We start from the raw sequence: 25,345 nt of genomic DNA, 5'->3' as shown, positions 1-25,345 counted from the left end.
TCGTAAACATTAAAAAGGGGCAAGTTGTTCAACTTTGCCCCTTTTTTTTGATATTAGCCTTTAAATACTTAACTATGGCTAAGCTATGCTTTTGCTGATGACTACTTTTTAGTTGCTGCCTTCATCGATTCAACAAACTCTGACAGCTGGTTTAGCATTGCGCTGTTATCATCGAGGTTATTTTCGATGATTTTAACCACAGCCGAACCACTAATGGCACCTGCTGCACCTGCCGCTAGCGCATCTTTGACTTGCGCTGGCGCTGAAATACCAAAGCCTAATACTGGTGGCGCGGCGCTATATTCAGTTAGTGAATTAATTAAATCGTTGGCAGGCATTGCCGCTTTGGTTTCCGTACCAGTAACACCTGCGCGGCTAAGCACATAAGTATAACCGCGGCCATATGCGGCAACGTCACGCAATGTTTTGTCGCAGGCGTTTGGCGGAGCAATAAAAATAGGCGCTATGCCATGTGTTAAAGCCGCTTCGCGAAATGGCTTGCTTTCACGAATAGGTAAGTCGGCAATTAACACAGAATCAACACCCACTTGTGCCATATCACGATAAAAATTGTCGATACCACGAGCAAAGACTAAGTTACCGTATAACAATAAACCAATAGGAATGTGCGGCGCGTATTCACGTACTTGGCGTAAGATATCAATGCACACATCGGTATTAATGCCTGAATTAATCGCGCGTAGCGCTGCCATTTGAATGGTGACACCATCAGCACTTGGATCAGAAAATGGAATACCAAGTTCAAGCGCATCAGCGCCGGCGTCGATTAAGGTTTTAATTACCGCTAATGATTGCTCGGCATTTGGGTCGCCAATGGTCACAAATGGGATAAAGGCGCCTTCGTTTTTTTCTGATAAATCAGCAAATGACTGATCGTAGCGTTGTCCTGCTTTTTGTACTTGAATATCAGTCATTAGTCTTCTCCACGATGTTTAACTGGTGAGCTTTGTGCCGTAGCTGGGTCTAAAATAGCGTGGACATGGGCTAAATCTTTATCACCACGACCAGATAAATTCACTAAAAATACTGTTTCTTCGGTCACGGCATCTGCCATTTTTAATGCTTGTGCCAGTGCATGTGATGATTCTAATGCGGGAATAATACCTTCACATTTCGCTAACGCTTGGAAAGCATCTAGCGCTTCATCATCGTTAATTGGTACATATTCAGCGCGCAAGGTATCTTTTAAAAATGCATGTTGTGGACCAACAGCTGGGTAGTCAAGACCGGCTGAAACGGAATAAGACTCTTCAATTTGGCCAAACTTGTCTTGCATGATGTAGGTATAATTACCGTGTAACATGCCTTTAGTGCCGGCATACAAGGTCGCGCCATGTTTGTCGGTTTCGACACCTTTACCACCGGCTTCAACACCAATGAGTTTAACGTTTTCTTCACCAATAAAGTCGTTGAACATGCCAATCGCGTTTGAACCGCCACCAACACAAGCAATAACATAATCAGGTAAGCGACCTTCTTCAGCCAATAGTTGCTGTTTTGCTTCTTCGCCGATCATTTTTTGAAATTCGCGCACTATGGTTGGGAACGGGTGCGGGCCTGCCGCTGTGCCTAATAAATAATGGGCTTTATCGTAATTTGCTGACCAGTCACGTAAGGCTTCGTTAACCGCATCTTTTAAGGTGCCAGAGCCAGCGGTTACTGGAATCACTTCTGCGCCCATTAATTTCATGCGAAAAACGTTAGGTTGCTGACGCGCACAATCTACTGCGCCCATGTAAACCTTACATTTTAAACCAAGTAATGAACAAGCAATTGCCGTGGCAACACCATGTTGACCGGCGCCAGTTTCAGCAATAATTTCTGTTTTGCCCATGCGTTTTGCCAATAAAGCTTGACCTAACACTTGGTTAGTTTTGTGTGCGCCACCGTGCAGTAAATCTTCACGTTTTAAGTAAATTTTCGCCAGTGGATTTTTAACGATATTGCGACATAAGGTTAATGGCGTTGGACGACCAGCGTATTTGGTGAGCAGGTTATTAAACTCATCCAAAAAGGCTTGGTCTTGTTGCGATTCAATATACGCTTGCTCTAATTGCTCAAGCGCTGGCACGAGTAATTCGCCAACAAACATGCCGCCAAATTCACCAAAATAGGCAGGCAAAGAGGCTTTTACTTGAGAGTTTGATTCATTTTTGTCTGAAGACATATTAATAATTCCGTATCTGAGTGAAAACTTGTTTAAGTTTTTCAGGGCATTTTTTACCTGGGCTAGACTCAACACCTGAGTTAATGTCTAAACCGTATAATTCTTGTATGGTTAATTGCGCAATTGCGTCAGTAATATTATTCACGCCTAACCCACCGGCTAAAAAGCAGCGTGATAAATCTTGCTCACTCTGAGCTAACGCTTGCCAGTTAAACGCTTGGCCGCTGCCGGCATTTTTACCATCTAGTACGTAATGTTCAGCATTTACGGTTAAGTTATCGATGTTGTTTTCAACTGCAACCGCTTTCCAAATTTTGCAGCTTGGCGGTAATTTTTCAGCCAATTTATCGATATATTCTTGGTCTTCTTTGCCGTGCAGCTGTACCGCCGATAAGCTCAGCGCTTGGGCAAGCTCGACTATTTCTGTGCGTTTATGATCAACAAAAACGCCAACATAATTTAAGCCTGATTCCGCTTCAACAATGGCTTGAGCTTGGCTTTTGGTGATAAATCGTGGCGACTTTTCGGCAAAAATCAAACCGCCAAATTCTGCGCCAACGTTTTTAGCCGTTTGTGCTTGCTCTGCTGTGGTTAAACCACAGACCTTGTTATGACCAAAAATAAGCTGACGACAAGCAAGGTCGATATCATCTTGTGCCATCACAGAACTACCCACTAAAAAGCCATCAACTGCCGGCGCTAACTCACGCACTTGGTCGTTGGTATAAATACCTGATTCTGAAATCACAATGCGATCATCTGGTAAGCTTGGTGCGTAGTCAAAGGTACGGGCGATATCGGTAGAAAGATCACGTAAGTTGCGATTATTTATCCCGATAAGTTTTGCGCCAAGGGCGATGGCGCGGTCGCGCTCTTCATCGGTAGAGATTTCAGTGAGAATGTTTAAATTATATTTTTCAGCAACTTCGGCAAGCTCTAAATATTCTTCATCACTTAAGACACTTAGCATGAGTAAAATTGCATCTGCGCCATAATAACGGGCTAAATGTACTTGGTAAGTATCAATAAAAAAATCTTTATTTAATACTGGGCAGCTAACGGTATCTGTGACTATTTTTAAATACTCATAGGTGCCTTGGAAATATTTTTCATCGGTAAGCACAGAAATTGCGGCAGCGTATTTATCATAAGTCTGGCAAATCGCTTTCACGTCAAAGTCAGGGCGAATTAAGCCTTTTGATGGCGACGCTTTTTTACACTCTAAAATAAAGCCCGCGTACGGTTTTTCTGGTGTACGGGTTAGGGCAGCGTACATGTCTTTGGTTGAAGGCGTAAGCTCATCAATAAAACTTTCAAGTGGCATCGTTTGTTTTAGTTCTTCAACCGTTACCCGTTTATCGATAACAATTTTTTCTAAAACATTCGGTAAATTGGCGGTAGTGCTCACTAGCTATTTCCTTCACTGGTATTTTCTGAATTTGACACGCGTACTAAGGTATTTAAAGTTTCAAGACCTTGACCTGAAGCAAGTACATTTGTCGCCAACTCTGCCGCTTCTGATAAGCTGCTGGCTTTGTCATGTAAATATAATAATGCCGCGCAATTAATAATCACCGCCGCATTATGGGCAGGTAACCCTTGGCCTGATAATATTGCCTTTATTATATCGGCATTTTCGTTTGGTGTGCCGCCTTTAATATCGTCTAAGGTATAACTTTCTAGACCAAAATCGCTTGGGCTGATGGTTTTTTCAAATAGCTGACCATTATTAATTTCAGTTACTTGTGTTTGACCGTGTAGGGCAATTTCATCTAAACCACTGCCGTGCACTACCCAGCCACGTTTTACGCCGGTTAGCAGTAAACTTTTTGCGATCACCTCAATTAAACTTGGCGTATAAACCCCTAATAACATCACGTTCGGAAAAGCTGGATTTACCAAAGGGCCTAAAATATTAAACAGGGTGCGAATGCCCATTGCTTGGCGAACAGGGCCTGCATGTTTAAAACCTGGGTGGTAGGCTGGTGCAAATAAAAAGCAGATATTGGCTTTGTCTAAACACTCGCTTGCGGTTTGTGGCGACATGGTAAGGTTCACACCAAACGCTTCGAGTAAATCAGCTGAACCTGACATGCTAGATACACTGCGGTTACCATGTTTTGCCATTTTCAAACCACAAGCTGCCGCTAAAATTGACGCTGTGGTTGAAATGTTAATGGTATTGGCACCATCACCACCTGTGCCAACACAGTCGGCAACATCAAAACCTTGCTTTGGAAACTCGGTTGCCGAAGCGCGAATAGCGATAGCAGCACCGGCGATTTCTTCTGACGTTTCACCTTTCATTTTTAATGCGGTAAGTACTGAGCCTAACTGCGCTGGCGCAATATCACCGTTGATTACTTGGCTAAAAAATTCAGTGGCTTGTGCTTGAGATAATGATTGGCCATCAACCAATTGTTGTAAAATATTACTCACTAGACGCTCCGTTTTCTACAAGGTGTTGTTGCTGCGCAATTAAGTGCTCTATGCTTTGCGCTAATAAGGTACTGCCGTAGGTGGTTAAAATTGATTCTGGGTGAAATTGAAACCCTAAAATGGCATGACGTTGATGACTAACTGCCATAGTGAGTTTTTCGTCACTGGCACCATTATTAAGTGGGCAGTGGGCGATAAGCTCAAGTGGCGCTTCAATGTTAGTGGCAACTAACGAATGATATCGTGCAATCGGTAATGGGTTCGCAATTCCTTCGAATGCCCCTTTACCATTATGACTAATGTTTGATGCCTTGCCATGGACAATTTCGGGGGCACGTTCAACACGGCCACCATAATGTTGTACTAAGGCTTGGTGCCCTAAACAAATGCCCAAAATAGGGTACTTGCCTGCCGTTTTCTCGATGAGTTCCATTAAACACCCAGCATGGCTAGGATCGCCCGGGCCGGGTGATAAAACAATAAGTACCGGCTCTTCACAGGCCTGAATTTGCTTGATAATAAAATCGGCACTTAAGGTATTGCGGTAAATGGTCGGTTCAAAACCTAATACTTGAAACTCGTCGACTAAGTTATAAGTGAATGAGTCTAAATTATCGAGCATGAATATTTTGGTTTGTTGGCTAGCGTGTGGCGCAATATTTTGCGCGCTTTCATTAGTGCTCATGGTGAGACTCCTTCTCGGTTGAAGTTGTCACTTGTTGATATTTTTCTGCTGTTTGAATAGCGCTGATCACCGCCTGTGCTTTTTGTCTGGTTTCGTCAGCTTCGGCTTGCGGATCTGAGTCGTAAACAACACCTGCGCCTGCTTGAATTTGCGCAATGCCGTTTTTCACAAAGGCAGAGCGAATAACAATACAGGTATCCATATCGCCTTCACCATTAATATAGCCAACAGCGCCGCCATAACTGCCACGGCGTTTGCCTTCAACTTCTCGAATAAGTTCAGTCGCGCGTACTTTTGGCGCGCCCGATAATGTGCCCATGTTCATACACGCTTGATAAGCATGCAAAGCATCGAGTTCCGTTTGCAAGGTGCCACAGACGCGAGAAACTAAATGCATGACATGTGAATAACGGTCAACTTTTAATAAATCGGCAACATGGCGCGTACCCGGTTGACTAACACGCGCAACGTCATTTCGGGCTAAATCAACTAGCATAATATGTTCAGCTAATTCTTTTTTATCTAAGCGCAGATCTAATTCTATGCGACTGTCTAAATCAGGTGAAAAGGTACCATCCGCAGTAAAGCCGCGTCGACGGGTACCGGCAATTGGGTAAATTTCAACTTGACGATTATGTTGTTGATACTTAATAGCAGACTCAGGTGAAGCGCCAAACATGCAAAAGTCTTCATCTTGCAAATAGAACATATACGGACTTGGGTTACTTAACTTAAGCGCGTGATAAGCGTTAAACGTATCAGTACATGGCAATGAAAAAGTACGTGATGGCACGACTTGGAAAATATCACCAGCGCGAATATGTTCTTTTAAATCGTTCACGGTTTGGCAAAATGCTTGGTCGCTAATGTCTGTGCTAGCACCAGCGACATCAATTGAGTTGTCAACCACATAATTCGGAGCGTTAACCGGTGTTGATAATACCGCTTGCAGCTGCGTAAGGCGTGTTTGCATTTGTTCGGTATAGGCTAGCTGAGTGTCACCACTAAAAACGTTAGCGAGAATTTCAGCGCTGTTTTGTTCGTGGTCAATAATAATGAGTGTTTCAGCAAGGTAGTAAACAAAATCAGGACAGGTGTTTTCACCATCGGCGACATTTGGCAGTTTTTCACTCATCGACATCATGTCAAAAGCAAAAGCACCACCAAGAAAAACAGCAAAAGGATGTTGGTCGATGTTATTTAGCTGATTAAATAAGCGCAAGCCCTGAAATGGGTTAACCGCCATTAATCGCGACTTTTCGTCAAGCTCAGTTGCTACCTCGTTAAAGTAGGCAATAAGGGTATCGCCTTGGTAACTGAGTTGGGCTTGTTCATTAAGTTGCTGTTCGGCAAATTTAACGGCTGTTTTACCGTTATCGGTTAATGGTAGAAAACTGACTTGGTTGCCATTGCAGGTAATTTTAACCGCTGCGTCGGTAAGTAGTAAGCTTTTTAGTTGATGCTTTTTATCAATTTCAGCTGACTCTAATAATAAATTATGCGCTTTTTGATCACATAAAAGTCGGTAGAGTGCTAGCGGGTCGGCTTGATAACAAGCACTGACGGAAAGTGTATTTACTGCGCCAATGGTTTGATTGGCAGATGCTGTTTTTTGATTCATTGGTTTGTCCTGAAAATTTATTGGTAAATGTCGTTAACCTGCGTAAATAGGTAAAAGCCACCAAATAAACCAACTTTTTACTTTTGTCATTATCATTGTAAACTCTTTATTCGAAACACTAATTTAGCATTTTTTAATGCTGTAAAACGTAAAAAACCCGCTTAGCTAAGCAGGTTTTTTGGAAATTTTTTGCATGTACAAACAATTCTCACAACCCACTTATGTAGAGTTATGCCACCACCAAATCATCGAAATAGTTTGTTTTGCTTGTATCATTTACTTGTTCATCCACGTAAAATTAACGGGTACTCGTTAATTCCCTATAGAAGAACCCATAATGGCGTTGATGTCAACCACTGAATTAGAAGATTTTCAAAATTTACGCATTGATTTACATAGCCATACAAAGTGCTCTGACGGTGGCTTATCGCCTGCGGAGCTTATTGAACGGGCGACTAACTTTCAAATTGATGTTCTAGCCATTACCGATCACGACACTGTTGCGGCAATTGATATTGCCAATGAGTATATTTTAGAAAAAAATCGTCCAATAAAATTAGTGCCCGGCATCGAAATTTCGACTGCATGGCATGGCTTTGAAATTCATATTGTCGGTTTAAATATCGACCATAAACATCAGGCGTTAACGGCGTTAATTACTAAGCAACAACTGGCCCGAGAAAACCGTGCTATTGCGATGAGTGAAAAACTGGCCAAATGTGGCTTTGACAATGTGCTTGAGCAAGCGAAGCAACTGGCAGGCGATGGCAGCATTACCCGTGCGCATTTTGCTCGTGTCATTCAAGCACAAGCTAATTTATCGAATTTACAAGCCGCGTTTGACAAATACATCGGCAAAGGCAAACGCGCTTTTGTTAAACCGACTTGGTGCGCAATTGAAGAAGCGGTTGAAGCTATTCACCAAGCCGGCGGCACAGCGGTGATGGCGCATCCGATCCGTTATGATATGACGGCAAAATGGTTACGCCGTTTAATAGTGCAATTTAAAGCCGCAGCTGGTGACGGATTGGAAGTTGTTTTACCACAAATGAATAACAGTCAGCGTGAGCTCATGCTAAACTATTGTTTAGAGTATGATTTGCATGCATCAATGGGATCAGACTTTCATTTCCCAAGTAAATGGAGCGATTTAGGTCGTAACCTTACAATGCCTGAAAAGGCACAGCCCATCTGGGCATTATGGTCGTAAGACCTAGGTTTAGGAGCCAATTATGAGCCAGTTTTTTTATGTTCACCCAGACAACCCGCAAGGGCGTTTAATGAAACAAGCGGCGGCGATGATCCATGAAGGCGCTGTTGTTGTTTATCCTACCGACTCTGGCTACGCTATCGGCTGTCATATTGGTGATAAAAAAGCGCTCGAGCGAATTTGCCAAATACGCAACATAGATAAAAGCCATAACTTTACTTTAGTATGCAGTGACTTATCGCAACTGTCAGAATATGCCCGTGTTGATAACAGTGTATTTCGTTTAATTAAAAATAATACTCCAGGTGCATATACCTTTATTTTTAAAGGTTCAAAAGAAGTGCCTAAACGCTTATTAAACCCTAAGAAAAAAACCATAGGTATTCGCATTCCTGATAATAAAATTGCCCATGCGTTATTGGCGGAAGTGAAAGAGCCTATTATGTCGACCACCTTAATTATGCCGGGTGAAGACATGGCTGAATTTGACCCAGAGCACATTCGCGATATTTTAGAAAAACGTGTCGACTTGATCATTAACGGCGGCTATTTGGGTGAAAAACCCACCACAGTTATTGATTTCTCTGACGATACGGTTGATATTATTCGTGTTGGCGAAGGCGATCCAAGCCCGTTTGAATAACCGAACGATTTTGCACGATGACCGCTGATACACAGTTAAAGAAAGCGCCAAGCGATAAAGGTGAAATGGTACAACAAGTACTGCCGCTTGCGCTTATTCGTGGTGAAGCTTTTGTCGAAAAACCACAAGACTTATTTATTCCGCCCGATGCCCTAGAAGTGATCCTTGAAAGCTTTGAAGGGCCGCTCGATTTACTCTTGTACCTTATTCGCAAACAAAAATTTGATATTTTAGATTTACCGATTGCGCCCATTACTACCCAGTACATGCAATATGTTGAGCTGATGAAAGAAATAAAGCTGGAACTTGCCGGTGAATACTTGGTGATGGCGGCGATTTTAGCGGAAATTAAATCGCGGTTATTATTACCGAAAAAAGTGGTTGAACAGGGCGAAGAAGATCCCCGCGCCGAGCTCGTTCGTCGACTTCAAGAATATGAAGTGATGAAGAATGCCGCGCAAGATCTCAACGAACTCGAACAAGTTGACCGAGATGTGTTTGTCGGACAAGTCAAACTTGCTGATAATTTTCAAGCAAAACTAATGGACGCCGATGTCTCGATGGCTGAACTTGTAAATGCGCTCAAGTCGGTACTTAAGCGTAGCGAAGCGTTTGAGCATCATCATATTAAAAAAGAAATGTTATCAACACGTGAGCGCATGTCAGCAATTTTACATCAGTTACAACAAAGCACAGAGAACGTCTTTATTGAATTTAGCCAATTGTTTAGTGTACACGAAGGTCGCCAAGGCATAGTGGTAACATTTTTAGCAATTTTAGAACTGATCAAAGAATCAATGATAGAATGTGTGCAAGCGCAACTTTATGGGCAGATTCAAGTAAGGCTTAAATCGTGAAAAACATTGACGATACCAAGTTAAAAAAACTGGTCGAAGCTGCACTATTTATTGCTGACAAACCGCTGACGGTAGCGATTTTGAAAACCTCGTTATTAGCCGATTATAGCGTCAGTAGTGCGCGCATTAAGGCGGCAATTGCAGCGCTTGAACAAGATTATAAAACACGTGGCGTAGAATTGATTAAAGTAGCCTCTGGTTATCGCTTTCAAACGCATCACAGTATAAGTGACGATCTTGGCCACTTATACAAAGAAAAAACACCTAAATATTCACGAGCCTTATTGGAAACGTTAGCATTAATTGCTTACAAACAGCCAATTACGCGTGGAGAAATAGAAGAAGTTCGCGGAGTCGGGGTAAGTAGTTATATAATGAAAACCTTAACTGAGCGAAATTGGGTTAAAGTTGTTGGGCAAAAAGAAGTTCCCGGTCGTCCTGTTTTATACGCGACCACCAAGGAATTTTTAGACTACTTTAATTTAAGTTCACTTGCTGAACTACCCGATTTAATGCCAATACCTGAGTTGTCGCTAGACGATAACTTAACTCCAATTAAAGAGACAGAGACGTAGCATGAATACTGACAAAGTACGTGTGAAGTTACTGACGAAGAAGAGTTTATAATGTCTGAAAAATTACAGAAAGTTTTAGCCCGAGCCGGCAAAGGTTCACGTCGCGAAATGGAAACCGTGATCAGCGCAGGTCGCGTTACGGTTAACGGTAAAGTTGCCTATTTAGGCGATCGCGTAGAAGGTAACGAACAAATTAAAGTGGATGGTCATCTGGTTGCCACCAAGCAAGCACAAGATCAAATGTGTCGTGTTTTGATGTACAACAAGCCTGAAGGCGAAATGTGTACTCGTAAAGATCCAGAAGGGCGCCCAACGGTATTTGATCGTTTGCCGCCACTAGAAAATGGTCGCTGGATCGCCGTTGGTCGACTCGATATTAATACCTCAGGTATGTTGTTATTTACCACCGACGGAGAATTAGCTAACCGTTTAATGCACCCGTCGCAACAAGTTGAACGTGAATATGCGGTGCGTGTTTTTGGTGAAGTGAACGAGGCGATGCGTCAAACACTGCTTAGTGGCGTAAAACTTGAAGACGGCCCCGCACGTTTTCAAAAAATTACCTATCGTGGCGGTGAAGGTCGCAACCATTGGTACCATGTAACGCTTTCAGAAGGGCGTAACCGTGAAGTTCGTCGTCTGTGGGAAAGCCAAGAAGTCCAAGTTTCGCGTCTTATTCGTGTGCGTTATGGCGACATGGAAATGAAACGCCAATTGCCATTAGGTGGCTGGACTGAGCTTAATCTTCAAGAAGTGAATTACTATCGTAAACTGGTCAAGCTTGCCCCAGAAACACAAAGCAAAGTAAAAGTGGATGAAAAAGCGATGGACAACGCAAAAAGCCGTCGTATTCGCCGCTCGGTGAAAAAGCATCAGCAACGTCATAAGCAAGCACAAACGCGTCGTCGTCGTAGCTAGAAATATTGTTGAATATAAAATTAACGTTTTGATTTATATAGCCAAATACGTTAGTTTGTTGTTATATCAAACAAAAGGGTAAGTACTTTGCAAAATCACTACATTCAAGATAACCAAGCATTAGTGGACATCTGCCAATTACTTGCCCAATCTTCGGTATTAGCGGTTGATACTGAATTTGTTCGCACGCGTACCTTGTATCCCAAATTAGGTTTGTTGCAAGTGTGCAATGGTGAACAGCTTGCATTAATTGACCCGATTTCAATCACCGATTTATCGCCTTTTTGGCAATTATTGACTGAACCAAGTATTTGTAAAGTATTGCATGCCTGTTCGGAAGACTTAGAAGTTTTTCTTACTGCCGCAAATTGCAAACCCGTGAACATGATTGATAGCCAAATCATGATGTCGTTTTTAGGTCATGGTTTATCGCTTGGTTATGCGGCGATGATCAATCATTACACCGAAATTTCACTCGATAAATCTGAATCTCGCACTGATTGGACAAAGCGTCCATTAACCGAGCGTCAACTTACCTACGCGCAAGCGGATGTTGACTATTTATATCAGGTTTACCCTAAAGTGCTGAACGAGCTAACAGAGTCTGGTTGGCTAACCGCTGCTCAACAAGAAACGCAAGCAATGATCGATAAAAAGTTTGTCCCCATTGATGCCGATAACTTGTACAAGCAAGTCAAAATGAGTTGGAAATTAAATACCAAGCAATTGAATTTGTTAAAAGCGTTGGCAACATGGCGTTTTGAACAAGCCAAAAAACGTAATTTGCCGATTGGTTTTGTCGCCAAAGATCACACCCTAATGGCGTTAGCTAAGCATAATCCGCAAAGCCTTGGCGCGATGATGAAACTTGAAGGGGTGGAAGTGCTAGATGTTAAGCACAAAGGCAATGTTATGCTGAGCGTGCTTAATAAAGCGAATAAGATTTCAAGTGATTTATATCCAGACAAAATTATTCGCCTTGACGAGTATACAGGCTATAAACAAACCTTCAAAAAAGTGAAAAACTTTATCGCAACCGTTGCAGAGCAAAGCGGTTTGCAAAGTGAAGTGTTAGCCTCTAAGAAACAAATCAATCAGTTTTTAACGTGGCATTATAAAATTAATGGTGCCAGCGATTCGGTCATTGATGTTGATATTTTACAGTCTTGGCGACACCAATTATTTGGTGAACAACTGCAAAAACTAGCGGCTAATAACTTTCAATAAATTAACGGTTTAAATTTATCACTTAAGCGTTAATCGCGAACAAATAATGCTAAATGTGGTGGCTATGTTTTTTGATAGTCATTCTTCCTCAAGATACATGTTTCATCTCGCATATTGGGGTAGAATCGGTATATAATGCCGGTCATTATGGCTAACGCCTGCCCATATATATTATCTTTTAGAGGTTTAACTGGATGTCGGATACTGAAAATCGTCCAAGCAATTTTATTCGTCAAATTATCGATGCTGATTTAGCAAGCGGTAAACATACACAAGTACAAACGCGTTTCCCGCCAGAGCCAAATGGCTATTTGCATATAGGTCACGCTAAGTCGATCTGTTTAAATTTTGGTATTGCGCAAGATTATCAAGGTTTATGTAACTTACGTTTTGACGATACAAACCCTGAAAAAGAAGACATCGATTACGTTAATTCAATTCAAGAAGACGTAAAGTGGTTAGGTTTTGAATGGGCGGGTGATATTCACTATTCATCTGACTATTTTGATCGTTTATACGGCTACGCAGTTGAGCTTATCGAAAAAGGTTTAGCGTATGTGTGTTTTTTAAATGCCGAAGAAACGCGTGAATACCGTGGTACGTTAAAACAGCCAGGTAAAAATAGCCCATACCGAGATACTTCGCCAGAAGAAAACTTAGCTTTATTTGAAAAAATGAAAAAGGGTGAGTTTAAAGAAGGTGAATGCTCACTACGCGCTAAAATTGATATGTCATCAAGCTTTATGTGTATGCGTGACCCGATTATTTACCGTGTTAAATTTGCTCACCATCACCAAACCGGTGATAAGTGGTGTATTTATCCGATGTATGATTTTACCCATTGTATTTCTGATGCGATTGAAGGTATTTCTCATTCATTATGTACGCTTGAATTCCAAGACAACCGCCGTTTATACGACTGGGTGATTGACAATATTTCCATTGAAACTCAGCCAAGACAATACGAATTTTCTCGTCTAAACCTTGAATATACGGTGATGAGTAAACGTAAACTTAACTCGCTGGTTGATGAAAACCTTGTTAGCGGTTGGGACGACCCTCGTATGCCAACTATTGCGGCCTTTAGACGCCGTGGTTATACGCCAGCATCGCTTCGTGAATTTGCCAAGCGCATTGGTGTGACCAAAATGGATAACACCGTTGAAATGAGCGTATTGGAAGCCTGTATTCGTGAAGATTTAAACGATAATGCACCACGCGCTATGGTGGTACTTGATCCAATTAAATTGGTGATCACTAACTATCCTGAAAGCCAAGTTGAACAGCTTACGGTGAAAAATCACCCAAGCGATGAAAGCCAAGGTACGCGTATTGTGCCGTTTTCAAAAGAGCTGTACATCGAAGCTGAAGATTTTCGTGAAGAAGCCAATAAAAAATACAAACGCCTTGTGTTAGACAAAGCGGTACGTTTACGTGGCGCTTATGTGATCACGGCCACGAGTTGTGATAAAGACGAAGCGGGTAACGTAACCACCGTATATTGTACTTACAATGAAGACACGCTTGGTAAAAACCCTGAAGATGGCACTAAACCAAAAGGTGTTATCCATTGGGTTTCTGCTAACGAGAGTTTAGATGCGCAAGTGCGACTTTACGACAGGTTATTTACCGTGCCAAATCCTGCGGCCGCAGAAGATTTTCATTCAGTGATGAACCCAGAGTCGTTAGTGGTGATTGATAATGCAAAAGCTGAACCTTCGTTAGCTAATGCAAAACCAGAGTTGGCATTTCAGTTTGAGCGTCAAGGCTACTTCTGTTTAGACAATAAAGACACAACTGACGGTAAGCTAGTCTTTAACCGCACGGTGGGTTTACGTGATACTTGGGCAAAAATGAACGCTAAGTAAAATCACCAGTCACTAGACACAAAAAAACCGACATTATGTCGGTTTTTTTGTGTCTTATATTCAGTTTATTGACTAATGCGTATTTTCATTCATCAGTACTTTGCCAAAAAGTTAACTATAGGCAGGCTATAAGTTAGCGATTCGGTATTCTTCGCAGGCAACTTCGTCGTTACACTCACCGTATAAATATAAACTGTGGTTGGTAAGTTTAATGTCGTGAGATTTTGCAATATCAAGCTGACGGTTTTCGATAATATCGTCTTCAAATTCAACGACTTTTCCGCACTTTAAACACACTAAATGATCATGGTGTTTTTTGTGGCTTAATTCAAAAACTGATTTTCCACCTTCAAAGTGATGGCGAGTAACAATGCCAGCATCGTCAAATTGGTTTAATACACGGTAAACCGTTGCCAGACCAATTTCTTCTTTTTGCTCAAGCAGCACTTTGTAAATATCTTCAGCACTAACGTGTTGATTACCTTCGGATTGCAAAATCGTTAAAATTTTAATGCGAGGCAGGGTGATTTTTAGTCCGGCTCTTTTTAGTTCTTCGTTTTGATCAGACATTATTTTTTCTCGAAACTAGTTAATGCACAAAATTATAGGGGGTTCTGCGATAGGATTAAAGCGTTAGTTTGCAATGAAAGTAATTATTTATCTAATTGATGGTTTTTGGGCTAATAAGTCAGCAATTTATCAATACAAAAATTAGGGATATTGCTGATAAAATACAAAAAAACCAATCGAGTTTATTGAAACTACGATTGGTTTTAGTCTTTAGTGTGCGATGCCGTTATTGCTTAGTCAGCTAACTCAGCTAAACACATCTCGTCATAAATTTGATTAACCCATTTGTCAACGCGCTCTTCAGTTAACTCAGGTTGACGGTCTTCATCTATGGTTAAACCAATGAAAGTGTTTTCATCAACTAAGCCTTTAGATGCTTCAAATTCATAACCTTCAGTTGGCCAGTTACCAACTACAATCGCGCCTTTTTCTTCAACGATATCGCGAAGTGGGCCCATTGCGTCACAAAAATATTCAGCATAGTCTTCTTGATCGCCTAAGCCAAAAATAGCAACAAGCTTGTCTGTGAAGTCAATTTCTTCTAACTCAGGTAAAAAGTCATCCCAGTCACATTGGTTTTCACCGTAGTACCATGTTGGAATACCTAAAATAAGCAGATCAAATGCTGCAATATCTTCTTTGGTGCTTTTAGCAATGTCTTTTACTTCGACCATTTTTTTACCCAATTTCTTTTGGATAATTTTGCTAACTGCTTCAGTATTGCCTGTATCGCTACCGAAAAATAAACCTACAATTGCCATGGAAGCTAAATCCTCTAATCAAATTTAATTTTTTTCATCCGACATTGATTTCACCAATATCGACTCGATCAATTCGCTACGGCTTACATTTTGCTCTTTAGCCAATTGATCCAATTGTTCAAATAAACTGTGGTGAATTTTAAATTCAACACGTTTTAATCCTTTATTTTTGTCCCGCTTAACTTGGTTACGCTTGTTGATCTTTATTTGAACATTGCGTGGATGCGGGTTCGTTTTCGGACGTCCTGGTCGTTTTTCATCGCTAAATAAATCTAGCGTTGTTAAGTCTGTTGCTTCTTTTGCCATGATATTTTTTACCCAACCCCTTGGCTTTCCCAAACGAATTGAATAATGCCTTTTGCAATAAATCCTGCACAGCCTAAGAAAAGGACTAAATAAACTACATAACGACCCATTTTTGGAACGTCATTCTTTTTCATAACGTCATTAATAGATAACCCTATGAAAATAAAAATAAAAGCGAAGAATAAGTTTAAACCAATCGCCTCTATTAACTCAAAGTGTTCTGCAAGCATTTTAGTACCCTAAAAAATTCTGCGCGCACTATAGCACCAAAGGCAGCTGTTTTATAGTTCTTACGATAAAATTCACTTGCTTATTTATACCTAATTGCTAAACGTGTTGGCTTGATCGTTATCAACTTGAACAAAATATTCTCAGTTTGTTTTTATCAGTTTTTCTTGTCGGTTTATTTGAGTAAAAAGTCTTGGCAAATTTTGTTAAATATTACCGGCTTTTCAGCGTGAAGCCAGTGGCCAGCACCTTGAATGATTTTGGCTTTGCTATTAGGAAATATTTTGGCGATGGCAGGTTTGTGCTCAGCTAAAATATAATCTGAATTTCCGCCTTTAATAAATAAGGTCTCGCCCAAAAATGGTTGTTCGCTGCTAACTTGGGCTAATATTTGGGAATAACAATTTACGATATTATCGAGATTGCATTTAAAGGCTAACTTACCATCGACCGCAGCAAGGTTTCTCAGTAAAAACTGCCTAACACCCACTTCGTCGACATACTGCGATAATTGATTATCGGCGTCTTTTCTGCTTTTCAAATGTGCTAAATCGAGCGACTGCAAACCTTGGATGATTTTTTGATGACGTGCTTGGTTTTGCACGGGTGCCATGTCAGCAACAATTAATTTATCTACGCGGCTTGGCGCAAGCAACGCGGTTTTCATCGCAATTTTACCGCCCATTGAATGACCTAATAGGTGAGTACTTTCAATCGATAAGTGATCAAGTAAATCAATAAGATCTTGCGCTAGCAGGGCATAATCCATATCGTTTTTATGAAAAGAACTGCCGTGATTACGCACATCAACACTGGTCACGGTAAAGTGTTCTGACAATGGCTTAGCGATCATGTTTAAGTTGTCTAAACTGCCAAATAGCCCATGAATTAAAATAATTTGTTTGTCACTACTGCCTAGTTGCTGATAATTTAATTGCATCAAGATAAACCTACGGTGCTTACATAAAGTATAAATAACAGCGGCGATTGTCGTTGGTTTTGGCAAAGCTTTCAATAGTTAGGCTTGGCTTTGGTAGCTAAGTTGCTTTATTTTCCGCATCCATGAAGACCATTTGCGAATGAATTTAACGCGAAAGCAGGGAAAATTACCGGCTAAGGACGTAGTGACTAATCCGAGTTCAGCTTATAAGAGTAAGAGTAAATTAAAACAGCAGAACTAACGGGCAGGGCTTGGTGATGAAAAAAACAGCGAATACGTTATTTGCTTAGTTCACCAGCATGGCTGGCTGAAGTTAACCTTGAATTATTCTTAAATTTACTGCATTCAACGCTAGAGAGTTGTCTCGTAGGTGAGTATAATCTTCGCGCGCAAATAAATTTCCAGGGTAGTTAATGAAAAATATCGAGATAGATGAAGAGTTATATCAGTTCATCGCAGCTAATACTCAGTTCATAGGCGAGAGTGCCTCTTCAATTTTACGCCGTTTATTATCACTTGAAGCACAACAAGCTGATAAACCAGCACAAGTCGTTACTGAGAAAGTTGATGCTATTGAGTCAGTTGACGTTGAAGAAGAGCAGGCTGAAGTTGACGTGGTTGTTGGCAATGTTTTTGACCATATCAACAAAGAAGAGCTGGCAATGCAGCGTGGTGCGGTTGGACGTTTCTTGTTAATTTTAGCTGCACTTTATCGTGTACATGCTAATCAGTTTTCTGTTGTTGAAGATATTCGTGGTCGTGACCGTTTATATTTTGCTAGCTCAGAAGAAGCCTTAGCGGCAAGTGGCAGCAGCACTAAACCTCGCCAAATTCCAGATAGCCCATTTTGGGTGATCACTAATTCAAATACCACGCGTAAAAAGATGATGCTAACCGAAGTTTCTTTAGCTTTGGGTTACCAAGAAAGTGATGCCGAAAAAATAAGAGAGTTGCTGTAAAACCGCTGTAACTAACAACTCCTAGAATAAATAAAGCATGTACGACAACATGAATTAAATGACTTGATAAGATAAAAGGAAATAAGTGGAATGACTGTTCATCATCATGCGGGCAAACCAGCTCGACCAGAAGACAGAATAAACATTGGACGTTTAGTTAGCGATTACTTTTTAAAAATTCCTAATACTGACATCCCAGAGCAACGTGTTAGCTTTGGTACCTCAGGGCACCGTGGTTGTGCAACTAAAACCAGCTTTAATGAACAGCATATTGTTGCCATTTGCCAAGCAGTTGCCGAGCATCGTAAAGCACAAGGTTATACTGGTCCATTATTTTTAGGTAAAGATACCCACGCACTTTCTGAACCGGCTTTCGCTAGCGCAATTTCGGTACTTATTGCTAATGGTGTAAATGTTGTTATTCAAAGTGATGAAGGTTTTACACCTACACCTGTTATTTCAAGACTTATTATTGAACACAACCGAAATAATAAAGAACAAGCTGACGGGCTAATTATTACTCCTTCGCATAATCCACCAACGGATGGTGGTATTAAATATAACCCGCCACACGGTGGTCCGGCAGAAGGCGATGTAACTAAATTAATCGAACAACGCGCTAACGATCTTATGGCGGCTAATTTAGTTGATGTTAATACAGTTGATTTTGAACAAGCACTGCAATCGCCGTTATTATCAAAACAAGATTTTATCGAATTTTACGTTGACCAGTTAGACCAAGTGGTTGACATGCAAGCCATTGCCAAAGCAGGCGTGACTATTGGTGTTGATCCGCTTGGCGGTTCAGGCATTAACTACTGGCCAGTTATCGCCAAAAAATATGGGCTGAATATTGAAATCGTCAACCCGGTTGTTGATGCAAGCTTTGCTTTTATGCCATTAGATAAAGATGGCAAAATTCGCATGGACTGTTCATCGCCATACGCGATGGCAGGTCTTATCGCAATGAAAGATGATTTTGACGTAGCTGTAGGTAACGACCCTGATTTTGATCGCCACGGCATTGTGACCAAATCGGGTGGTTTGATGAACCCGAACCATTATTTAGCGGTAGCGATTAACTACTTAATGACTCACCGCAGCTGGCCTGAAACAACCAAAATTGGTAAAACCTTAGTATCAAGTTCATTGGTCGATCGCGTGGCTGAGCATATTAACCGTCCGTTATCAGAAGTACCGGTAGGTTTTAAATGGTTTGTTGACGGTTTGTTTGACTCATCATACGCTTTTGGTGGCGAAGAAAGCGCAGGTGCTTCATTTATTGCTCGTGACGGCAGCTGTTGGACCACAGACAAAGATGGTTTCATTATGGCATTGCTTGCTGCTGAAATTTTAGCAGTAACCGGTAAAGACCCGCATCAGCACTATAAGCATTTGGCTGAGCAATTAGGCGAACCATGTTATGGCCGCGTTGAAGCTGTTGCTAACAGCGAGCAGAAAAAAGTATTAACAGCGTTAAGCGCTGATGCGATCACTGCAGATACTTTAGCGGGTGAAAAAATTGTCAATATTTTAAGCCACGCACCAGGTAACAATGCCGCTATTGGTGGCATTAAAGTGACCACAGAAAATGGTTGGTTTGCTGCTCGTCCGTCTGGCACCGAAGAAATTTATAAAATTTATGCGGAAAGCTTTATCGATGATGCACATTTGCAAACCATTATTAAAGAAGCGCAAGAAATTGTCAGTGCGGCATTTAAAGCTGCCGGTATTTAATTTTTATTCACGGAATCTGCTTCAAGCTGAATAATTAATAACTAAACCTAGTTAATTATTAAAATATCTTTTAAAACAATCGATTATATAAAAGGCGCTGGCAACGAAAGTTGTCAGTGCCTTTTTAATTTTTGATTGCATAAACGCCCATTAATACAGATACTGCTGTTAAACTAGCAGCAATTAATCGTAATAAACTTGGGAAAACTCATGACGTCATCAACTACCACCAAATCACTTAGCGAACAATTACAACTCGATGGTGATTTTCTTACGATGACACGGGCAAACCCTGATGGCTTGCCAGAGCGCTTTAGTTTTTCTGTTGGGAAAAGTGAGCATCGCACCAAAGTATCAGTGCTTGATACCGGCATTATTGTTTTTGAACCCGATCACATTACCACCAGCAAAGATATTGTACTTTCAAGTGCTGTGCACGGTAATGAAACTGCGCCTATCGAAATTTGCCAAGACTTAATTCAACAGATTATTTTAGGGCAACTTATGCTGACCGAGCGAGTTTTGTTTTTGTTTGGCAACCCAGAAGCGATTAATATTGGGCAGCGTTTTGTCGAAGAAAATTTAAACCGACTGTTCTCCGGTGCACATCAGCAGCTTAAAGGGGAGCTTGGTCAAAAAGAAGCCAAGCGCGCTGCAATACTTGAACAAGCCGTGCGAGATTTTTTCCAGCACGGCAGTCAATTGTCTGAAACTCGCAAGCGATTTCATTACGATTTACATACCGCCATTCGCGGCTCTAAAAACGATAAATTCGCTGTTTATCCATTTAGACACGGAAAGCCATGGAAAAAAGAGCAATTACAGTTTTTAAATGCCTGTGGCATCAATACCATTTTGCTGTCGCATTCACCAACGACAACATTTAGCTACTTCTCTTCCAATGAATTTGGTGCTGACGCCTTTACCGTTGAACTGGGTAAAGTTAGACCATTTGGCGAAAATGATATGGCAAATTTTGCTGCGGTAAAACACACATTAACGCAACTACTAAGTGGTAAACCTATTGCGTTAACGCCTTATAATGCCAATGATTTTAGCATTTTTGAAATTTATCAAACCATTAATCGCCACCAGCAAAACTTCGCCTTACATTTTGCGAACGACGTTGAGAACTTTACCAGCTTTGCTAAAGACTTTGTGTTAGCCACCGATGGCGACATAGAGCATAAAGTAAAACAAGAAGGCGAAGCGATTATCTTCCCTAATGCTAACGTCGCGATAGGGCAACGCGCGTTATTAACTGTTATTCCTACTACTATTGATTAAAACATCGTTTAAGAGGGCGAGTTAATTTTAACCTTTATTTACAGTCAAAATAGCTCGCTTGCTTCATCATATTTACTCATAAGTGACCTTATTAATTTCATTAATTTGTCAAAAAATAATGAAACGCTTTGCCTTTATTTTTAGCTGTAAAGATAACTTTTCACTTAATATTCTTTTAACTGTGCTGCAATTCGGCGTCTTGCTTGTTTTGCAGTTTACGTAAAGGTAAGGTTTGTCGCAATTATTATTACAACACTATTGAGCTGCATTACGCGAGTAACACAAGAAGCAGGGCTTACGACTATACTTATAGATAAACCTAAAAAATAGCTTCAACTTACTTAATCAGCTTCTACAAAAGAGAATGTTATGAATATTGATGTCTATAACGAAGGGCCTGTCGTGCACGAGCCTGTTTTTATTGATGGTCATTCTGTTGAAATTCCTATCTTAAAAATACTTCAGCTTGACGGCACACTTTACCCTAATGCTCAGTTACCTCTACTTGACCAAGCGTTAGCAACCAAAGTGTATAAAACCTTAGCCTTTCATCGCGTACTTGACGAGCGCATGGTTGCGGCTCAGCGCCAAGGGCGGATCAGCTTTTACATGGCGGCATTAGGTGAAGAAGCGGCCAGTGTTGGCAGTGCTGCCGGTTTGCAAGCGCAAGATATGATCATGGCGCAATACCGCGAGCAAGGGGCATTAATGTTCAGAGGTTTCACAACTGAACAGTTTATGAATCAAATGTTTAGTAACGAGCAAGACCTAGCTAAAGGTCGTCAAATGCCTATTCACTACGGTAGCAACGAACTAAATTACATGACTATTTCTTCTCCGTTAGGTACTCAAATTCCACAAGCCGCTGGTTACGCTTACGGCCAAAAACTGCAAGGTTTAGACGCAGTCACTATTTGTTATTTTGGTGACGGTGCAGCCTCTGAAGGTGACTTTCATGCAGGACTAAATATGGCAGCAGTGCATGAAGCGCCGGTGATATTTTTCTGTCGAAACAATGGTTATGCAATTTCAACACCTTCATCAGAGCAATATATTGGCAACGGTATTGCCTCTCGTGGTGTTGGTTATGGCATTAAGACCATTCGCATTGATGGTAACGATATTTTAGCGGTGATCAAGGCGACGCAAATGGCGCGAGAATATGCCTTGGCTGAAAATAAACCCGTACTTATTGAAGCCATGTCTTATCGATTAGGTGCCCATTCAACCTCAGACGACCCGTCAGGTTACCGCACTCGCGAAGAAGAAGCGAAGTGGCAAGCCCATGATCCTATATTACGCATGAAAAATTGGATGATCAGCAAAGATTGGTGGAACGAAAGCCAAGAAACTGAGCTTTTTGAATCGTTACGAGAAGAAGTATTAGCGGCATTAAAAGTAGCTGAAAAAATTGAAAAGCCACCCGTTGAAGATTTAGTAACCGATGTTTATCACGACGTGCCAGCGCATTTACAAAACCAACTTGAGCAATTAAAAGAGCACATTAAAAAATATCCAGATCAATACCCCATTAGCTCAGGGAGGCTGTAACAATGGCGAATATGAATTTATTACAAGCAATTAATAACGCCTTAGATATAGCAATGGCAGAAAACGACCAAGCGTTATGTTTTGGCGAAGATGTAGGTCATTTTGGTGGTGTTTTTCGAGCGACTAGCGGGTTACAAGAAAAATACGGTAAGGCGCGTTGTTTTAATACGCCACTGGTTGAGCAAGGCGTCATTGGTTTTGCTAATGGTTTAGCAGCACAAGGCAGTGTGCCAATTGCTGAAATTCAATTTGCCGATTATATTTTTCCGGCATTTGATCAAATCGTCAATGAATCGGCAAAATTTAGATACCGCAGCGGTAACGAGTTTAACGTCGGTAACTTAACCATTCGTACGCCATACGGCGGTGGTATTGCCGGTGGTCTTTATCATAGTCAATCACCTGAAGCTTATTTTGCCCATACACCGGGACTAAAAATTGTTGTACCTCGCAACCCGTATCAGGCCAAAGGTTTATTGCTTGCCTCGATTCGCGACGATAACCCCGTTATATTTTTTGAGCCCAAGCGTTTATATCGCGCATCAACAGGCGAAGTACCTGAGCAAGATTATCAATTACCCATTGGTAAAGCTGAAGTCGTTACTCAAGGTAGCGACATTAGTTTGCTCGCTTGGGGCGCACAAATGGAACATATTGAAAAAGCGGCTGAACTTGCCCATGCAGACGGCATTTCTTGTGAGATTATCGATTTAAGAACTATATTGCCTTGGGATGTCGAAACGGTGGCCCAGTCAGTATTAAAAACCGGTCGTTTGGTGATCAGCCAAGAAGCGCCATTAACCGCAGGTTTTGCTAGTGAAATAGCGGCAACAATTCAACAAGCGTGTTTTTTACACCTTGAGTCGCCTATTGAACGCGTATGTGGTTTAGATACGCCATACCCACTAGCGCTTGAAAAAGAATATGCTGCAGATCACTTAAAAGTGTATGAAGCCATTAAACGTAGTATGAATTATTAGGAAGTTTGATCATGAGCATTGATTTTATATTACCCGACATTGGTGAAGGTATCGTTGAGTGTGAACTGGTGGAATGGCTAGTAAACGAAGGCGAGCAAATTGAAGAAGATCAGCCCGTTGCTGACGTAATGACAGATAAAGCGCTTGTGCAAATTCCGGCGATGCATGCGGGTAAAATTGACAAACTTTATTACCAAAAAGGCGACATTGCCAAAGTACATTCGCCGCTATTTTCGATGACGGCAACAGATGAAACACAAAATGTTTCTGCACAAATAAGCACAGCCGCTAATACAGAGGTTGCTGCGGCAAGTGTCGAAACAACAACTTCAGTTGCGGGTTCAGTGGTAGAAGACTTTATTTTACCTGATATTGGCGAAGGCATTGTTGAATGTGAGTTAGTTGAATGGTTGGTGAGTGAAGGGGAAATGATCGAAGAAGATCAGCCCGTTGCCGATGTGATGACCGATAAAGCGTTAGTGCAAATTCCAGCCATGCATGCAGGTAAAGTGAGTAAGCTTTATTACAACAAAGGTGATATTGCCAAAGTGCATGCACCATTATTTGCTATTGAGCGCGCAGGGCAAAGCACTGCTGCGTCAGTAACTACTGTGATAGAGACCAGCGTTCAGCCAGAAAAAAACGCTGCTGCAAAAGCAGAAGTTGCCGAAAAAGTATCAGCTCAAAATTCAGTTCAAGCAACTGTGCAAACATCAGGTAAAGCGGTTGCCAGCCCAGCGGTAAGAAGGGTTGCGCGTGAGCTAAATGTTGATATTTGCCAAGTGCCAGGATCTGGTGCCAAAGGGCGAGTCTATAAAGAAGATATTTTATCGTTTAACCAACAAGACAGCGCTGCTCAGTCTAATAGTCAAACGGCTCAATTAGCATCAGAGCAAACTGTTTCTGGTGGCGTACGAGTTGAGCCTATTCGCGGCGTAAAAGCGGCGATGGCAAAAGCTATGGTTGCCTCAGTGTCTAGCATTCCTCATTTTACTTATTGTGAAGAAATCGATATTACCGAGTTAGTTAACTTACGTAATAGTTTGAAAGAGATGTACGCTAAGCAAGACATTAAACTGACGATGATGCCGTTTTTTATGAAAGCAATGTCGTTGGCGTTAAAAGAGTTTCCAGTGATTAATACCCAAGTTAATGATGACTGTAGCGAAATTACGTATTTTGATGATCATAATATCGGCATGGCAGTTGATTCTAAAATTGGTTTATTGGTGCCGAATGTTAAACAGGTGCAGCATAAATCGATTGTAGATTTAGCGAAAGATATTACTCGCTTAACTAATGATGCGCGTTCTGGTCGTGTTGCTTCACAAGACTTAAAAGGCGGTACCATTTCTATTTCAAATATTGGTGCTATTGGTGGTACTGTTGCAACACCGATTATCAATAAACCAGAGTCAGCTATCGTTGCCTTAGGTAAAATGCAAAAATTGCCGCGATTTAACGGCAATGGTGATGTTGAAGCGAGAACAATTATGCAAGTGAGTTGGTCTGGCGATCACCGCATTATTGACGGTGGCAGCATCGCTCGTTTTTGTAACTTGTGGAAATCCTTCTTAGAAAATCCGTCTACCATGATGATGCACATGAGTTAACAAAAGCGGTAAGTGGTAAGCTAAAAGTGGAAAGTTAAAAGCTGTAAGCAGTTTTGTTTTCCTTGAAGCTTGTAGCTTATCACTAGTAACTTTGTTTCATGTAGGCCGACACTCATTTGCATCCATGCAATCGTGTCATACCTACATCCGTGTAGGCCGACACTCATTTGCATCCATGCAAT

Annotated in this window: 24 protein-coding genes; 13 read left to right on the top strand and 11 right to left on the bottom strand. The window is 41.3% G+C overall.

All coding sequences use genetic code 11. The features are described 5' to 3' along the window. Nucleotides 1-101: 101 nt before the first annotated feature. The 6 genes from trpA to ACRRSQ_RS09120 are packed head-to-tail and all read right to left on the bottom strand — an operon-like array spanning nucleotide 102 to nucleotide 6,933. Nucleotides 102-935 carry a tryptophan synthase subunit alpha gene (gene trpA, locus ACRRSQ_RS09145; protein ID WP_440875430.1) on the bottom strand — a complete coding sequence of 278 codons (834 nt, stop codon included), beginning with the start codon at nucleotides 933-935 and terminating at the stop codon, nucleotides 102-104. Continuing rightward, nucleotides 935-2,188 carry a tryptophan synthase subunit beta gene (trpB, locus tag ACRRSQ_RS09140; protein ID WP_440875429.1) on the bottom strand — a complete coding sequence of 418 codons (1,254 nt, stop codon included), beginning with the start codon at nucleotides 2,186-2,188 and terminating at the stop codon, nucleotides 935-937. The genes trpA and trpB overlap by 1 nt, the downstream gene beginning before the upstream one ends. Before the next feature lies 1 nt (nucleotide 2,189). After that, entirely contained in the window at nucleotides 2,190-3,596 is a 1,407-nt protein-coding gene (gene trpCF, locus ACRRSQ_RS09135) for a bifunctional indole-3-glycerol-phosphate synthase TrpC/phosphoribosylanthranilate isomerase TrpF (RefSeq protein WP_440875428.1), read from the bottom strand. Then, nucleotides 3,596-4,627, bottom strand: coding sequence for an anthranilate phosphoribosyltransferase (gene trpD, locus ACRRSQ_RS09130; protein ID WP_440875427.1), 1,032 nt, complete (start codon nucleotides 4,625-4,627; stop codon nucleotides 3,596-3,598). Before trpD ends, trpCF begins: the two co-directional genes overlap by 1 nt. Continuing rightward, nucleotides 4,620-5,312 (bottom strand): aminodeoxychorismate/anthranilate synthase component II, encoded by a 693-nt coding sequence (locus tag ACRRSQ_RS09125; protein ID WP_440875426.1) that lies wholly within the window; start codon nucleotides 5,310-5,312, stop codon nucleotides 4,620-4,622. The genes trpD and ACRRSQ_RS09125 overlap by 8 nt, the downstream gene beginning before the upstream one ends. Continuing rightward, nucleotides 5,302-6,933 carry an anthranilate synthase component 1 gene (locus tag ACRRSQ_RS09120; protein WP_440875425.1) on the bottom strand — a complete coding sequence of 544 codons (1,632 nt, stop codon included), beginning with the start codon at nucleotides 6,931-6,933 and terminating at the stop codon, nucleotides 5,302-5,304. The genes ACRRSQ_RS09125 and ACRRSQ_RS09120 overlap by 11 nt, the downstream gene beginning before the upstream one ends. A gap of 337 nt (nucleotides 6,934-7,270) precedes the next feature. Here ACRRSQ_RS09120 and ACRRSQ_RS09115 point away from each other — a divergent pair, with 337 nt between their 5' ends. The 7 genes from ACRRSQ_RS09115 (at nucleotide 7,271) to glnS (ending at nucleotide 14,231) form a co-directional block, all read left to right on the top strand. Continuing rightward, a complete protein-coding gene (locus tag ACRRSQ_RS09115) occupies nucleotides 7,271-8,143 on the top strand; it encodes a PHP domain-containing protein (protein ID WP_440875424.1) in 873 nt (290 codons plus the stop codon). 22 nt (nucleotides 8,144-8,165) lie between these two features. Further along, the gene (locus tag ACRRSQ_RS09110; RefSeq protein ID WP_440875423.1) at nucleotides 8,166-8,786 is read left to right on the top strand and encodes an L-threonylcarbamoyladenylate synthase; all 621 of its coding nucleotides are present in this window, start codon (nucleotides 8,166-8,168) and stop codon (nucleotides 8,784-8,786) included. A 17-nt stretch (nucleotides 8,787-8,803) separates the two neighbouring features. Beyond that, entirely contained in the window at nucleotides 8,804-9,643 is an 840-nt protein-coding gene (locus tag ACRRSQ_RS09105; protein ID WP_440875422.1) for a segregation and condensation protein A, read from the top strand. Further along, nucleotides 9,640-10,218: an SMC-Scp complex subunit ScpB gene (scpB, locus tag ACRRSQ_RS09100; protein ID WP_440875421.1), complete on the top strand. Its 579-nt coding sequence runs from the start codon at nucleotides 9,640-9,642 to the stop codon at nucleotides 10,216-10,218. Before ACRRSQ_RS09105 ends, scpB begins: the two co-directional genes overlap by 4 nt. A gap of 51 nt (nucleotides 10,219-10,269) precedes the next feature. Continuing rightward, a complete protein-coding gene (rluB, locus tag ACRRSQ_RS09095; protein ID WP_440875420.1) occupies nucleotides 10,270-11,136 on the top strand; it encodes a 23S rRNA pseudouridine(2605) synthase RluB in 867 nt (288 codons plus the stop codon). An 87-nt stretch (nucleotides 11,137-11,223) separates the two neighbouring features. After that, the gene (rnd, locus tag ACRRSQ_RS09090) at nucleotides 11,224-12,363 is read left to right on the top strand and encodes a ribonuclease D (protein ID WP_440875419.1); all 1,140 of its coding nucleotides are present in this window, start codon (nucleotides 11,224-11,226) and stop codon (nucleotides 12,361-12,363) included. A 194-nt stretch (nucleotides 12,364-12,557) separates the two neighbouring features. Further along, on the top strand, nucleotides 12,558-14,231 hold the full coding sequence (glnS, locus tag ACRRSQ_RS09085; RefSeq protein WP_440875418.1) for a glutamine--tRNA ligase: 1,674 nt from the start codon (nucleotides 12,558-12,560) through the stop codon (nucleotides 14,229-14,231). 126 nt (nucleotides 14,232-14,357) lie between these two features. Here glnS and fur read toward each other — a convergent pair whose 3' ends face one another. The 5 genes from fur to ACRRSQ_RS09060 all read right to left on the bottom strand — a co-directional run bounded on the left by fur (nucleotide 14,358) and on the right by ACRRSQ_RS09060 (nucleotide 17,036). Continuing rightward, on the bottom strand, nucleotides 14,358-14,801 hold the full coding sequence (fur, locus tag ACRRSQ_RS09080) for a ferric iron uptake transcriptional regulator (RefSeq protein WP_440875417.1): 444 nt from the start codon (nucleotides 14,799-14,801) through the stop codon (nucleotides 14,358-14,360). A 233-nt stretch (nucleotides 14,802-15,034) separates the two neighbouring features. Next, the gene (gene fldA / locus ACRRSQ_RS09075; protein ID WP_440875416.1) at nucleotides 15,035-15,562 is read right to left on the bottom strand and encodes a flavodoxin FldA; all 528 of its coding nucleotides are present in this window, start codon (nucleotides 15,560-15,562) and stop codon (nucleotides 15,035-15,037) included. A gap of 24 nt (nucleotides 15,563-15,586) precedes the next feature. Then, a complete protein-coding gene (gene ybfE / locus ACRRSQ_RS09070) occupies nucleotides 15,587-15,868 on the bottom strand; it encodes a LexA regulated protein (protein WP_440875415.1) in 282 nt (93 codons plus the stop codon). 8 nt (nucleotides 15,869-15,876) lie between these two features. Further along, nucleotides 15,877-16,098, bottom strand: coding sequence for a DUF2788 domain-containing protein (locus tag ACRRSQ_RS09065; protein ID WP_440875414.1), 222 nt, complete (start codon nucleotides 16,096-16,098; stop codon nucleotides 15,877-15,879). 173 nt (nucleotides 16,099-16,271) lie between these two features. Then, entirely contained in the window at nucleotides 16,272-17,036 is a 765-nt protein-coding gene (locus ACRRSQ_RS09060) for an alpha/beta fold hydrolase (protein ID WP_440875413.1), read from the bottom strand. Nucleotides 17,037-17,449: 413 nt separating this feature from the next. On the opposite strand from ACRRSQ_RS09060, the gene seqA reads away from it, so the two are divergent. From seqA to ACRRSQ_RS09030, 6 genes are all read left to right on the top strand, one after another. Next, complete coding sequence (seqA, locus tag ACRRSQ_RS09055) at nucleotides 17,450-17,995, top strand: replication initiation negative regulator SeqA (RefSeq protein ID WP_440875412.1); 546 nt, start codon at nucleotides 17,450-17,452, stop codon at nucleotides 17,993-17,995. Nucleotides 17,996-18,085: 90 nt separating this feature from the next. Then, nucleotides 18,086-19,732: a phosphoglucomutase (alpha-D-glucose-1,6-bisphosphate-dependent) gene (gene pgm, locus ACRRSQ_RS09050; protein ID WP_440875411.1), complete on the top strand. Its 1,647-nt coding sequence runs from the start codon at nucleotides 18,086-18,088 to the stop codon at nucleotides 19,730-19,732. A 210-nt stretch (nucleotides 19,733-19,942) separates the two neighbouring features. After that, complete coding sequence (gene astE, locus ACRRSQ_RS09045) at nucleotides 19,943-21,019, top strand: succinylglutamate desuccinylase (protein ID WP_440875410.1); 1,077 nt, start codon at nucleotides 19,943-19,945, stop codon at nucleotides 21,017-21,019. Between the two features lie 369 nt (nucleotides 21,020-21,388). Continuing rightward, on the top strand, nucleotides 21,389-22,570 hold the full coding sequence (locus ACRRSQ_RS09040) for a thiamine pyrophosphate-dependent dehydrogenase E1 component subunit alpha (protein WP_440875409.1): 1,182 nt from the start codon (nucleotides 21,389-21,391) through the stop codon (nucleotides 22,568-22,570). Between the two features lie 2 nt (nucleotides 22,571-22,572). Then, complete coding sequence (locus tag ACRRSQ_RS09035) at nucleotides 22,573-23,550, top strand: alpha-ketoacid dehydrogenase subunit beta (RefSeq protein ID WP_440875408.1); 978 nt, start codon at nucleotides 22,573-22,575, stop codon at nucleotides 23,548-23,550. 11 nt (nucleotides 23,551-23,561) lie between these two features. Next, nucleotides 23,562-25,163, top strand: coding sequence for a dihydrolipoyllysine-residue acetyltransferase (locus ACRRSQ_RS09030; RefSeq protein ID WP_440875407.1), 1,602 nt, complete (start codon nucleotides 23,562-23,564; stop codon nucleotides 25,161-25,163). Nucleotides 25,164-25,345 lie beyond the last annotated feature (182 nt).

Origin of the sequence: Thalassotalea sp. PLHSN55 (assembly GCF_052030545.1) — a bacterium.
GTDB lineage: Bacteria > Pseudomonadota > Gammaproteobacteria > Enterobacterales > Alteromonadaceae > CANMXU01.
This window is presented reverse-complemented; position numbering and strand designations above follow the sequence as displayed.